Source organism: uncultured Ligilactobacillus sp., assembly GCF_948826705.1.
In the GTDB taxonomy this organism is placed as follows: domain Bacteria; phylum Bacillota; class Bacilli; order Lactobacillales; family Lactobacillaceae; genus Ligilactobacillus.
The window spans coordinates 1-12,888 of record NZ_CAQLEL010000143.1 but is presented as its reverse complement, the minus strand read 5'-3'; the positions used below and the strand labels follow the sequence as shown (position 1 = coordinate 12,888).

At 36.4% G+C, this 12,888-nt stretch carries 13 protein-coding genes; 5 read left to right on the top strand and 8 right to left on the bottom strand.

From position 1 onward, the window contains the following. The first annotated feature begins 119 nt into the window (after positions 1-119). The 3 genes from Q9Q35_RS10580 to Q9Q35_RS10570 are packed head-to-tail and all read left to right on the top strand — an operon-like array spanning position 120 to position 3,362. Positions 120-1,148: a beta-1,6-galactofuranosyltransferase gene (locus Q9Q35_RS10580; RefSeq protein ID WP_304653327.1), complete on the top strand. Its 1,029-nt coding sequence runs from the start codon at positions 120-122 to the stop codon at positions 1,146-1,148. Next, positions 1,141-2,181, top strand: coding sequence for a sugar transferase (locus Q9Q35_RS10575; RefSeq protein WP_304653326.1), 1,041 nt, complete (start codon positions 1,141-1,143; stop codon positions 2,179-2,181). The genes Q9Q35_RS10580 and Q9Q35_RS10575 overlap by 8 nt, the downstream gene beginning before the upstream one ends. Before the next feature lie 2 nt (positions 2,182-2,183). Further along, complete coding sequence (locus tag Q9Q35_RS10570; RefSeq protein WP_304653325.1) at positions 2,184-3,362, top strand: hypothetical protein; 1,179 nt, start codon at positions 2,184-2,186, stop codon at positions 3,360-3,362. Between the two features lie 47 nt (positions 3,363-3,409). On the opposite strand, the gene Q9Q35_RS10565 is transcribed toward Q9Q35_RS10570, so the two are convergent. From Q9Q35_RS10565 to Q9Q35_RS10530, 8 genes are all read right to left on the bottom strand, one after another. Next, positions 3,410-4,447: a glycosyltransferase gene (locus Q9Q35_RS10565; protein WP_304653324.1), complete on the bottom strand. Its 1,038-nt coding sequence runs from the start codon at positions 4,445-4,447 to the stop codon at positions 3,410-3,412. Continuing rightward, positions 4,444-5,442 (bottom strand): glycosyltransferase family 2 protein, encoded by a 999-nt coding sequence (locus tag Q9Q35_RS10560; protein WP_304653323.1) that lies wholly within the window; start codon positions 5,440-5,442, stop codon positions 4,444-4,446. Before Q9Q35_RS10560 ends, Q9Q35_RS10565 begins: the two co-directional genes overlap by 4 nt. Positions 5,443-5,500: 58 nt before the next feature. Next, entirely contained in the window at positions 5,501-6,154 is a 654-nt protein-coding gene (locus Q9Q35_RS10555; protein WP_304653322.1) for a sugar transferase, read from the bottom strand. A 16-nt stretch (positions 6,155-6,170) separates the two neighbouring features. After that, positions 6,171-6,980 (bottom strand): DUF4422 domain-containing protein, encoded by an 810-nt coding sequence (locus Q9Q35_RS10550; RefSeq protein WP_304653321.1) that lies wholly within the window; start codon positions 6,978-6,980, stop codon positions 6,171-6,173. Positions 6,981-7,102: 122 nt separating this feature from the next. Then, positions 7,103-7,978 (bottom strand): beta-1,6-N-acetylglucosaminyltransferase, encoded by an 876-nt coding sequence (locus Q9Q35_RS10545; RefSeq protein ID WP_304653320.1) that lies wholly within the window; start codon positions 7,976-7,978, stop codon positions 7,103-7,105. Between the two features lie 103 nt (positions 7,979-8,081). Next, positions 8,082-9,884 carry a heavy metal translocating P-type ATPase gene (locus Q9Q35_RS10540; RefSeq protein ID WP_304653319.1) on the bottom strand — a complete coding sequence of 601 codons (1,803 nt, stop codon included), beginning with the start codon at positions 9,882-9,884 and terminating at the stop codon, positions 8,082-8,084. Between the two features lie 286 nt (positions 9,885-10,170). Further along, positions 10,171-11,034, bottom strand: coding sequence for a DegV family protein (locus Q9Q35_RS10535; RefSeq protein WP_304653318.1), 864 nt, complete (start codon positions 11,032-11,034; stop codon positions 10,171-10,173). Between the two features lie 117 nt (positions 11,035-11,151). Then, on the bottom strand, positions 11,152-11,883 hold the full coding sequence (locus Q9Q35_RS10530) for a hypothetical protein (RefSeq protein ID WP_304653317.1): 732 nt from the start codon (positions 11,881-11,883) through the stop codon (positions 11,152-11,154). Between the two features lie 284 nt (positions 11,884-12,167). Here Q9Q35_RS10530 and Q9Q35_RS10525 point away from each other — a divergent pair, with 284 nt between their 5' ends. After that, positions 12,168-12,686: a sigma-70 family RNA polymerase sigma factor gene (locus Q9Q35_RS10525; protein WP_304653316.1), complete on the top strand. Its 519-nt coding sequence runs from the start codon at positions 12,168-12,170 to the stop codon at positions 12,684-12,686. Between the two features lie 112 nt (positions 12,687-12,798). Beyond that, the coding region (locus Q9Q35_RS10520; RefSeq protein ID WP_304653342.1) for a sugar phosphate nucleotidyltransferase at positions 12,799-12,888 on the top strand (90 nt) is incomplete at its 3' end.

The following is a 12,888-nucleotide window of genomic DNA, read 5'->3' as shown; positions in this document are numbered from 1 at the left end:
CTGCGGTAGATCACCAAATGCTTGCCATGTTTTTTTACAAGATCACAGATGCTACATTTTAGGTGGCAAGTATAGTATAATTACGAAGTATTGAAGCTAGAAGTAAAGGGGCTTTAAAAATGAAAAATTATGTATTGTTATGGCATGATAGTGCTCGTGCTACGGGCGGTATCAAAGCCAAAGAAGATACTAATAATTTTTTTAGACAAGAAAATTATCAGGTTATAGATACTCCAGTTGGAAAGATCGCAAAAGTCGTATATGTTTTTTGTGTACTTCCTTTTATCTTTTTAACGATCAGAAGTGGAAATATTATCGTTCAGTTTCCTTCAGGGAAAACATTTTTACAGAAGATGATGTTAGGCTGCATTAAATATCTTTCGGGTGCAAAGCTGATCTTGATCGTTCATGATATCGAAGCATTGCGTGCTAACGCTGGAGATGGTCATAGCCGTGAAAATGAGACAGAATTGAAATTATTGGGAATGGCTGATGGTTTAGTCTCTTTGAATAGTGTGATGACGGATTGGTTGCATGAGCATGGGATCAATGTTTCGATCACAAATTTAAATGTTTGGGATTACGATAATCCTAATCCAATAAATTTGATGTTACCGTATACTGGAAGTATCTGTTTTGCTGGTAATTTAGACAAGTCAACATTTTTGAATAAATATGACTTGAAACATAAGTTACTAGTTTTTGGGCGCAAAACGACACCAGTAAAGTTTTTAGATACTATAGAATATGGTGGGGTATTTAGTCCAGAAGAATTACCTAGCAAGTTAAAGGCTAATTTTGGCTTGATCTGGGATGGCGATGAATTAACGACTTGTTCAGGAAACTTTGGAAAATATCTACGGTATAATGCCCCACATAAGACGTCGTTATATTTAAGCTCAGGTATACCAGTCATTGTATGGAAAGAAGCAGCGATTGCTAAAGTTATTGAGCACTATGGTTGTGGCTTGACTATTTCGAGTTTGAACGAACTAGATGATGTTTTAGATAAATTGACCCCAAAGCAATATGAAAAATTATATAAAAATACAGTTCAAGTTGCTAAAATGATGAGGCAAGGTGCATTTATGCAAAAAGCAATAAGCTCATTGATCAAAATGTTAGATGAAGGGAAAAAAGATGAATAAATTTGTTTTAACGATCGAAGACCCAAATAAAAATAATGCCGGTCCAAAGGCTAAAGAAGATGTGCTATACTTTTTGAAAGATGAAGGTTTTTTACCGTTACCACTTAGCCTTAAATTGGATCCTGAAGATCGGAGCCTTGGAGCAAAATTACGCAAATTATACGATGTTAAATTTAAGATACCGCGTGTGTTTAAAAAATTAACAGCCGAGGTGGTAGTTTTACAGTACCCGATCTACTCAACATATTTGACAAATAATATTATTAAAGCAATCAGAAGTTATACTGACGCCAAATTATATTTAGTGATCCATGATGTTGAGACATTACGACTTTTTAAGAATGATCAGAATTTTTCCAAAAATGAGATCACAGTGTTCAACAGTGTTGATGGAATTATTGACCATAATCGAAAAATGCATACCTGGTTAAATGAACAAGGTGTAACTACACCATGTGTTGATCTAGGGATATTTGATTATCATAATCCGACTGAATTACGCGAAGAATATAACTATGATCGTTCATTAGTTTTTGCGGGAAATTTAGCTAAATCAAAATTTTTAACTAGTAAGGAATTTGAAAAGCTAGCTTTCAAGTTAGAACTTTTCGGACCTTCACCAGCTGAGAAATATGCGGAAAATATAAATTACCAGGGTGTTTATTCACCAGAGGAATTACCTGACCATTTAAAGCAGAATTTTGGTTTAGTTTGGGATGGAAATAGCGTAGCCAAATGTGATGGGATCTTTGGTGAGTATACTAAATATAATAATCCGCATAAGGCTTCACTTTACTTGAGTAGTGGTTTGCCGATCATCGTATGGAAAAAATCAGCTTTAGCAGATTTTGTGATCGATAATAATGTTGGTTTTGCAGTTGACAGCTTGACTGAAATTGATGAAAGACTTGAAAGTATGTCACGTGAAGAATATTCAGTAATGAAGAAAAATGCTTTAGCAGTGGCACAAAAGATCCGAACTGGTGAATTTATAAAAAACGCAATGACAAAGTTAGAAAAAGTAAAGGAATAAGGATGGAAAATATAGTTAATTATCGCGAAAAGATCCAGCAAAAGTTGATAACAAAATTTCCTGGGTTAAGTAATTGGGCATATTTGACGGCCCTAGCCATTTATATTTTAGCAATGTCTTTAAAGGGAACAATGTTGGTCAATTTTTTGATAACAGAGCGGGGATTATTTTATCTTTCCGCTTTACCGGCATTGCTTGTTCTATTTAAGGTGACGTTTTTAGACGATTATGATTGGAAGGAATATATAATTTTTATCCTATTGGAGATCATTTTATTCGCAGTAGGTACTAATGCAAATGAATTCCAATTATTTTATCTGATGTTTTTCATCGTGGGTGCTAAAAATATCAATATTGATCATATATTAAAGGTGTTTTTATGTGTCAATTTATTTGTTATCGCACTAGCATTCTTTTTCTCAGCGATGGGAAGTGTAAAAAATGTCATTATCACTAGAGGTGATTCCCCTGCTGTGAGATATGCTTTAGGTGCTGTTTATCCAACAGATCTAGCGTCAAGGGTCTTCTTCATGATGGTCGCCTATGCTGTTTTGAAGCGATTTAAATTTTCAATAGCAGAGTATGTATCATATATCGCATTGACTCTTTTGGCTTATATCGTTACAGATACGCGGATCGATCTAATGTTGATGTGTGTGTTGATCATTAGCATTGTATGTTACGGATGGTTTGATACTGCACTTAAGCATTTAAATGTTTATGTATTATCACTGTTGAGCACTGCTTATGCGTTTTGTATCATCTTATTAGGCTATCTTTATACACCTAGAATAGGTTTATTAGAAAAAATCAATAGTTTTTTATCAGGACGATTATTTTTTGAAAAATTAGCTTTTGAAAATTATAATGTTCCTCTTTTAGGACAATTTATCTACCAGAATGGCTTTGGTGGAGGTTTTAAAGTGTATGACTATTTCTACATAGATTCATCTTTTGTAAGAACATTGATGATGCATGGGGTTATCGTTTTTGCACTTATGCTATTATTGATTTGTCTATTATTTGCAAAGTTTAAGAGATTGAAGTTGAATTATTGGATAATTTGTTTGATTCTGGTAGTTTTAACTTCAGGGATCGATCAACACCTTTGGGATATTTCATATAATTTTGTTTTCTTAGCCTTAATGGCAAATTTAAATGTAACAGATAAACTAAATTAAAAAAGGCGTTTCACTTCACATCCATGATGCGAGTGCAACGCCTTTTTTCAATCTATAAATTTATTTAGAGTAGTTTCAAATTTTTTAAAATATTTTTGTGGATAAAATGCTTGAATACTCTGTTTAATGGATTGTTCAGTTAATGGAGTATGTTCTAAACGTTTCATTTGTTCAATTAATTTAGAAATATCATGTAGAGGATAGCTAAAGCCATTGACACCAGATTTTAATACATCTTGGTATCCATTAAAGTTACTACATATTACTGGTATACCATGAGCAATAGCTTCCAACATTATCATTGGTAGCCCTTCGTAAGTTGATGTCATGAGTAGGGCTGTTGGTTTTTCTTTTATCTCATGCCAAAGGTCAGGTGTATATCCATGCCAAATTATCCGCTGAGAGACATTTAATTCTTGCGCATATTCTTGGCAACGTTTAGTATCAGCTCCAGTGCCAAATATATCTAAAGTTGCGTTATTAGTCTTGGAGAGGGCATAGATCATTTCCTTTAAATTTTTTTGTCCTTCAAAAATAATTCGACCAGCATAAAAGAATTTTGGTGGGTGCGAGTCTGATACAGGAATAGATGTTGTTATGGGATCAATAGGGTTGAAAATTAGACTTATCTTTTCGTTAGGGATTCCATAACTCAATAACTGTTCTTTAATTGTAGAACTAATAGCTAAATGTCCATCGGCTAGTGGAACAGTAGCGCTAGCGTTAAACATATCTTGATCCTCAAGTGAGAAATGGATCCAAGATATTATTTTATATTTAAGATGAAATATATTTCTTATTTTAGCACCTAATTTGATCATTTTAGGACTAAGGGAGATAAAGCAAGTATCCGCTGAAGCTAGTAAAAATTTTCTAGTAATTGTGAGTGGCTTGTTTATTTTACCAGCACAAATACTAATATCTATTCTAGGATCAAATTTAGTTAAAAAATTTTGTTGAGGTGGAGCATTTGTCAAGATCAGTTCGATCTTGTGATGTTTACAAAGTTGATTTAATACTTTAACTAGAACAGTTTCAGTACCACCAGTGCCAGAAAGCTCCATGCATAAAAATTTTAAGTTCATGAGTTATTTTCCTTTTGCTTGTTTTGTTTACTTCTGAGTTTAAATAGTAAGATCGCTAAAGATGCTAGATGTAGTTTTAAAAACAACCCCGGAAGTAGGTGAGGCGTCAAACATTGTTTTAGCGTAATTTGGTCAAGTGCTCTTTTAACAACTGGAGTAGCAATGACCTTATCTAGTTCTGCCCTTTTTTGTTTGTTAGGAGCGGGATTACTCAGAGTATATATCAAACGTACTGCGATAATATTAACTTGGATCAAAGTATAGCTTAAGAAACTTTGGCTAATTGCTTGAGGTTGTGAAACAACGAACTCTTCAGCAGTACTTAGTGATTTTAGATAAGCTTGTATTTTTTTGGTATCGAAACTTCTAGTTGCAGATGGTGTATCGATCGTGTAGTGATATAAAACCACTGCAGAGGTTGTGATCGACTCACAAGCAGCAGTATAACGGATCAGAAATTCACTGTCTTCTGACATAGTAAGCTCCTCATTGAAGTAGATATCGTTATCGAGCAACAAGGAACGCTTAAAGAATTTTCCCCAAACTGTCATATAGTTAGTAGGTTTTTCAAGCATCCGACACCGAATATCTAAACTATTGGTCGATGGTAAATTAAGGTCGACGGTATAATTTCCATGTTCAAAACTAAAAATTTGTAGGTCAGCGGGCATTTTTTTTGCTTGGCTTAAAGCTTTTTGAAGACCGTTTTTGAGATAGTGATCGTCAGAATCTAGGAATGCGACCAGTTGTCCGCGGGCATGCTTAATACCGATATTACGTGCGTGCCCGACACCTTTTCCAGCAGTTAGGATACGTATTTGTTGATTTTGTGAAGCAAGTTGCTTGGCTAAAGCCAAAGTATTGTCTTTTGAACCATCGTCAATGATCAATAGTTCATATGTTTGATCAACGATTGAATTGGTAACACTCTCTACTGCTCGTTTTAAAGTCTTTTCTGAATTATAAGCTGGGATTATAAATGAAATTAACGGCATAGACATCACATCCTTATATTTTTTTAAAAGGCGCATGTAAAACATGCGCCTTTGCAGATCAGTAGGCACTATTAGGCTTGAGTAAGATTTTGACAGTCATAAAGAGGATCTTGATATCAAACCAAATACTGCTTTTTTGAATATATTCTAAATCTAGTTGAACCATTTCGTGAAATCCAACTGAATTTCTAACTGTAGCTTGCCAAAGACCTGAACATCCAGGGACTACAAGAAGTCGTTGCATATCATAAGTGGTATATTCAGCAACCTCACTAGGTAATGGCGGACGTGGGCCAACTAAACTCATATCTCCACGGACAACATTGAATAGTTGGGGCAATTCATCAATACTCGTTTTACGGATAAAACGACCGATCTTTGTAATACGAGGATCGTTTTTCATTTTAAACATTGGACCGTCAACTTCATTTTGCTCCTTTAGTTCGGTAAGGTGCTTATCAGCATCAACATGCATCGAGCGGAATTTAAACATATCAAATTCACGCTGATCTTTACCAACACGTTTTTGCTTATAAAAAACAGGACCATGGTCTTCGAATTTTATCAAGAGTGCCACAACTAGGAAAAGTGGGCTCAAAATGATCAGACCACAAATACTAGCTGTAAAATCAAAAATACGTTTGATCTTATGATAGATCCTTTTTTTTGCAAGCTCATCTTGATCGATTATTATTTTTGATGATTGCTTCAATAACCTCACTCCAACATTAAAAACTATTTTCGTATCGCTTATGAAGGAATTTAGCCTTTAAGAAAGCTGTTCCTTTTTTCCACCAATTGATCCCTTCAACATAGACAAGAGGTAACTCTTTGATTTGTGTAGGAGAAATATTCCCCCATTTGATTTGTTGTTGTAACCAAACATTAAAGATTATTTCACTAACTCGACCATAAAATCTTTGCTGGAAGGCAGATAACTCAGTCGAGCCCATTTTATTTTCAAGCTCGAATAGGATATCAAATAGCCAAGTACAGTACTGATCCATCAAGTTTTTTTTCATGATAGCCATGTTAAACATATAACCAGAGGTCTTACCTAAAACTTCATCATATGTAGCTAAGTAATCAGGGTATTTTTCACGGATTATTTCACGCGTGGCATCTAATTGGTTTGAATAGTGAGTATGCTCATAGTGTGAATACAAGGTCTCAATGTAGTAATGTCTTTTTTTAGGAAGTAAAACACTATATTGTTCTAACATAGGTAGAAGCTCATTACTCTTGATGACCCAATTAAGGCGATCTTTACCATGATGGTGTTTAGCACCAAAGTGACGACGGTAGTGGGCTAATCCGATATAATCAGCATCTAGATTTTTCCAAGCCCAATATAAGCCGGTCAATTCACTATAACTATCATTTTTTTGAGAGATATTTTCTCCTACATTATCTTTTTGGTAACCCAAGTCAATATCGGGATGTAATGTAGCACCAACATGTAATGGGAGATACATTTCATCATTAGGCATTGCATACTTTTTGTGGGTCGCAACGACTATTTTAACTGTATTTTCCAAAAGGTTTCTCCTAATCTATAACTCATCATTAGTATTAAAGTAAAGATAATACTACCTATACTAATATAGCACAAATTGAAAAAAATTTCTTTAAAAATTACTAGTCATATTTCGGAAAAAAGCTAGTTATTATTAGCTTTATCGAGTATTTCGATCAAGTTATATGAGTATTTCCCTTCAAATTTTCGAGCAAAGAAATAATCGTTTTTCAAGATAGCATCCAAGTCGTGTTCATCTAGGATAGCTGGATAACTGTTATATTGTTTTTCCCATTTGATATAGCGATGATGATCATTGATGATCCGGTCTTTATATTCTGAGGAATTACATAAGATCGTCTGCATCCAAAACTCATCTGAGAAGCATCCCGTTTGTAACATTTTTTGTAAGTTAGGATGTGATTCGAGGTAGTTGATACAATAACTAGCTGCGTCTCGAGGAAGATCGACCCAATTTGCACCAGCATATATCTCAAGGTCAATATTCAACTTTTTGAATTTATCAACTCTAAATAAAGTCTGTCCTAAGAGTAAAGCACGGTGGTAAAATTTGCCAAAAAAAGTCCGACGATTGATCTGATCATAGTTGAAGTAGTATTTTTGCCACCAGATGATGGGTTCACCTGATTTTTTTACCTCAGAAGCTTTTTCATAAGTCATATAAATCTTTGTATCATCTTCAAATCGTTGATATAGCTCATCAACATTTTGCGTGATCCAGTCTTGTCCAGATATCACATGAAGATGTGAGATAGTTGGGTCAGCCAAAGCGAGTTTCATTAAGCGGACAGTTGCTTCACCAATGCTCCAACTTCCCCAATTAACAGCTACTTCGGATATATACTGAATATTATGTTTTGAAAGACTGGATAGTTCTTTTGCCGGAACATTCATTTTTTTATCAAAATGAATGTATACTGCAAAAGAGCGATTAAGTTTTAACGCTAATTTTTTAACTTGTGGAAAGTTTTTATGGGCAAGGATCAAAATAGCTTGCATAGTAAATTTTTGCCAAAAAGGCAGTCCTTTCTTTTTATTTATTATCTATCTTAGCTATATCTATATTAAAAAACAAGTTGTAGAAAAGTTACAACTTGCTTAACTATTTTTCACGAGAATAGCGAGCCCGCAAGCCCCAAAGGATCGAAACGGTATCGATGACCTCTTGAAACATTGCGCCCACGATCGCCGGGATCCATCCGGTGCTAGCAACTAACATTAAAAAGACACAGATAAAGATACCGATCAAAACTGCTTGGCGTGCAATGCGTAAAGTATCTTGAGCGATCTCAACGGCTTTAGCGACTTTTAATAGGTCATCTTTTAAGATCACGACATCAGCTGATTCACTGGCTGCTGTGGCTCCATGGGCTCCCATGGCGATCCCAACATCAGCTACGGTCAATGAAGGAGCATCGTTGACTCCATCGCCGACCATGATAACAGGATGTTCACTTTCAGGTACTGCTTTTAAAGCCTGGATCTTTTCTTCAGGTAGTAATTTTGCTCTAACATCATCGATCCCTACTTCTTTAGCGATCGTTTGGGCAATGGCTTGTTGGTCACCTGTCAACATCATCAAATGTTGGACACCATGGTCGCGTAAAGTTTGCATCGTTTGTGCGGCTTCGGGACGTAATTTATCTATAAAAGTGATCGCACCGATATATTGGTCGTTCAAACTAATATAGACACAAGTTTGGGTCGTTTCGGTGATCTTGGCTGTTGGAGCAACAAACGAAGCCTTTCCGACTTTAATAGTCTGACCATTGATCTGTGCTGTGACCCCATTACCTGTGACTTCAGATAGTTGCTGAACTTCTAATAATTTAACATCATGTTTAACAGCATAATTGAGCAATGACCGGGCTAAGATATGACCTGAAGATTGTTCAGCACTAGCTGCATAGCCCAAAAGCTCTTCTTTGGTCGTGTTTGCTACGGGTTTTATCTGATCGACAAAGAGCCGGCCACTGGTGATCGTTCCGGTCTTATCAAAGGCGGCTGTTTTGGCTGTTGCCATCTTTTCTAAGACGCTCCCAGTTTTGACCACGATCCCATTACGTGACGAACGGCTCATCCCAGATACCAAAGCCACCGGAGCAGCTAAGATCAATGGGCAGGGTGAAGCTACGACCAAAACTTCGGCAAATCTCACGGGATCTTTGGAAACAAACCAAGCGATCCCAGCGATCACAAAGGCGATCCCAGTAAATGGAACGGCATAACGGTCGGCCATTCGGACAAAATGAGCTGGTGTACTGTCGGCTTGTTTGACCAATTGGATCAAGCGCTGATATTGACTATCTTTAGCGAGTTTATCAACTGTCATTGTTACCGCAGAATCACCATTGATCGAACCAGAATAGACAGTATCACCGATATTTTTAGTGATCGGTCTAGATTCACCGGTCAAGCTCGATTCATCAAACATGCTACTGCCTTTGATGACATGCCCATCGACAGGGACGGTCTCACCTGGTTTGACGACCAATCGATCGCCGATGTTAGCTTCATCGACTTTGATATCGACAAGTTTGTCAGTCACGACTTTGTGAGCGGTCTGTGGTGAATTGTCGAGTAAGGCTTTTAATTCAGTGTGAGCTTTTTTAGAAGCATAGTCTTCAAGCGAATCACCACCGACTAACATGATCAAGACGATCATCGCTGCCCAGTATTGTCCAACAGCAAGCGTAGCCGCCACAGCAGTGATCGCTAGGAGATCAACGCCATAGCTACCTGAGCGTAATGTTTTGATCATTTCTTTTAACATGGATAAGGCGATCAAAGTCCCAGTTATCGTAATAATGATCTGAGCGATCAAGGCAAGCCCAAAGCCAAATTCTAAGATCGCTGAGAATAATGCGATCGCAATGATCAAGCCTAATTTTGTTGAATGTTTCATAATTAACATCCCCTCGTAAAAAATAATTTCAGTTCTACTTTACTTAAACCGTAACACCAAAAATAACCAAAGTAAATTAGAATCGTTCTAAATAATAATGATTCTCAATTAGAGGGGACGAAAGCTTGATTTGATAGGATTTGTATGTTCGGGTGAAAAAGAGCGTAAATGAAAAGGGTTATCAATTAGAAGGATCAATGTATAAAAAGGCATAAAATGTATATTGATACAAAAAATAACCATCCGATACAACATGTATCAGATGGTTATTTTTATTTATACAGCATTAATCGTCAGTTTTCTCAGGTTTTTCTGCCAGTGTGATCACACCTACAGCGTTTAAACCGGTATGGGTCATGATGATCGGACTGGTTAAGCGTGCGATGTAGGTCGCTTTACTGTTTTCAGGTAGGATAGTTTCTTTTATTTTTTCCAAGAAAGCAGGATCGGTACCGACATTTGAAAGAGAAAGTGCCTCTATTGGATTATCTTTGTGTTGTTCTGCTAGTTCTTTGCAATGCTTGATAAAAGTTTTGCGGCTTCGGCCCTTTGTGAAGACGTCCAGGCTGTGTTCATTTAAGCGGACGATGATCTTTAAGTTGATCAATTTTGTCAAAGCACCAGCAAAACGGCTCACACGTCCACCAGCAACAAGGCAGTCGAGATTATCGACCAACACGTCGATCGTTGTTCGTGAGTAGATATCAGCACAGTGTTCTTTGATATCTGCGATCGATCTGCCTTCTCTTGCATCTTTAGCAGCTGCTAGGACTTGGAACGCTAGACCACGGTCTGTTGACTTGCTGTTGATCACAGTAACGTCAGAATCTGACATATCAGCTGCACTGAGCGCTGTTTCAAAAGTTCCGCTCAAAACATCGGAGATCAAGATCGCCAAGACTTGGCTACCATCTTTGCCTAATTCATTGAAGGTATCGATAAAACGCCCCATTGCTGGTTGACTGGTCTTAGGGATATTGCCCTTGCGCAATTCTTCAACTAGTTCTTCGCGACTGATGTCTTCACCATCAATGTAGTTTTTACCATTTACCTCGACTGAAAGAGGAATGATCGTAATGTTATTTTCTTTTATCTCTTCAGGTGTCAATTGGACAGATGAATCCGTAACGATTTTGATCGGTTTTGTCATAAATATTTACTCCTTGGATCAAGCTCTATATTATTAATCATTTCCATTATATTATAACTTTAATGGCTTGTGAATCAATAAGAAATAGATTCCAAGTCTAGTAAGATAAAGCGCTTTTTATAAACGATCGTACCTTTGCTTGAGTCTTTCTTTGATGAGTTTGACTTCACTTACAGATGTGACCCCACTTTCACGATAGATCAAATTGATGATCATTGTTAGATAATCATCTAAAAATGAAGTAAGTGATAAAGTATCGATCTGATTTTCTAAATTGCAAAGTGAATGGTCGTTTTGAAAGTCCAACGAAAAATCAGCGTTTATCTCATGGATGAGCTGGTGAAGTTTATAGTAGATAGTCGTTGTTGTCTTTAAGTTACTGAGATATGTTTTTTTATTGATGGGTAAGACATAGCGCGTCTTATCATCATTATCAAAGATGAAAGTGATATGGTCTGGATCGCTGAAATAATCGTAATAAACGTGATCGAGCCTGACCCAACTAGTCGCATGTCGGGTATAGCCACTTAGGGGAACAAGTAAGATCTTCCCCCAGACATAGGGGAGGCACGGTGTTTTTTTAGCAAATGATCCAACCAGTGCTCGTGCCAATAAAAGTCCGACTGGCTGTTGTTTGATGAATTGATTGACTAAACGTGTTGTCTCTTTGTCACTGATAACGATCCCGCGTTTAGTATCTAAGATAAGTGAGCGACAGTTCTTTAGCCCTAGATCATGACAATCCCAGACTAAAAGAAGGGTCTGTTTGTCCAAGTACGCGTCGGCATCAAAATACCCTTGCTGATAGAGTTTGACTAAACCAGCATGGTCAAAGGATATTGTTTCCATAAAATTTCACCTCTTATTAATTTTAAGTTTTTCTTAACTACCACCGCATTATTTCACAATTATAAAGTTTATTAGACTTATTTTTAAGGCTATAAAAAATTATGTTTGTGTTATAGTAGCTGATGGATAGCTTAAACCTTATCATAACAGGGGTTATAAAGAACTAAAAAATTACTTGCAGTTTTTTTACGGTGAGATGCAGGTTTTGCTCGATTCATATAGGTCGTATGCTGAAAACAGTTTAGGGCCCTAGACGAACTTTATCAGTAAAGGAAGTCTAGTTTATGTATGAAAAAGGATTTGCATATTTATTGCAAGGAGAGCATGAAAAAGTTATTTATGGTGTATTGAAGTATCTGCATGTATCAAAACGAGATCCAGATTATGAAGATCTTGTGGTAGAAGGACAATTGGTTTTTGCCCAAGCTTTTTGTATGTACTGTGAGAGTCATGCAATTGTCAAAGAAGCAGAGATCATGCCATATCTGTATCAAAAGATCAAGTGGCGTTTGTTAGATATATTGCGAAAAAATACACGTCTCAAACAAAGACAATGCAGTTTACCAGATAGTGAAGCCAAGTTATGGGCAAAAGAGGAACTGGAATTTGATGATGTTGTAGCACATGAATTATTAGATATGTTAGTAAGTTCTTGCACTGAAAAAGAGTATAAATTTTTATATTTAATATTGTATACTAATTTATCCATATCTGAGACAGCCAAATTACTGGCAGTTAGTCGGAAAACGGTGTATAAATATAAGAAGAGCATTCTGCTTAAATTCAAGGCATTATATTACTAATATTGCTATCTTTTTCTATAATATAAATATAATGGAATTTATAATTTCAGAGTGCAAAAACAGCATGGATAATTAAGCGATTAGCTATAATTTTTGGAAAGGGAAGTCTTATATGAAAGGCATAGTTTTAGCTGGTGGCAGTGGTACACGGTTGTATCCGATCACAAGAGGTATTTCTAAACAACTGATCCCAGTATACGAT

Coding starts and splice junctions, on each gene's coding strand:
- Q9Q35_RS10580 (WP_304653327.1), top strand. CDS start 120: ATGAAAAATTATGTATTGTTATGGCATGATAGTGCTCGTGCTACGGGC.
- Q9Q35_RS10575 (WP_304653326.1), top strand. CDS start 1,141: ATGAATAAATTTGTTTTAACGATCGAAGACCCAAATAAAAATAATGCC.
- Q9Q35_RS10570 (WP_304653325.1), top strand. CDS start 2,184: ATGGAAAATATAGTTAATTATCGCGAAAAGATCCAGCAAAAGTTGATA.
- Q9Q35_RS10565 (WP_304653324.1), bottom strand. CDS start 4,447: ATGAACTTAAAATTTTTATGCATGGAGCTTTCTGGCACTGGTGGTACT.
- Q9Q35_RS10560 (WP_304653323.1), bottom strand. CDS start 5,442: ATGCCGTTAATTTCATTTATAATCCCAGCTTATAATTCAGAAAAGACT.
- Q9Q35_RS10545 (WP_304653320.1), bottom strand. CDS start 7,978: ATGCAAGCTATTTTGATCCTTGCCCATAAAAACTTTCCACAAGTTAAA.
- Q9Q35_RS10540 (WP_304653319.1), bottom strand. CDS start 9,884: ATGAAACATTCAACAAAATTAGGCTTGATCATTGCGATCGCATTATTC.
- Q9Q35_RS10535 (WP_304653318.1), bottom strand. CDS start 11,034: ATGACAAAACCGATCAAAATCGTTACGGATTCATCTGTCCAATTGACA.
- Q9Q35_RS10530 (WP_304653317.1), bottom strand. CDS start 11,883: ATGGAAACAATATCCTTTGACCATGCTGGTTTAGTCAAACTCTATCAG.
- Q9Q35_RS10525 (WP_304653316.1), top strand. CDS start 12,168: ATGTATGAAAAAGGATTTGCATATTTATTGCAAGGAGAGCATGAAAAA.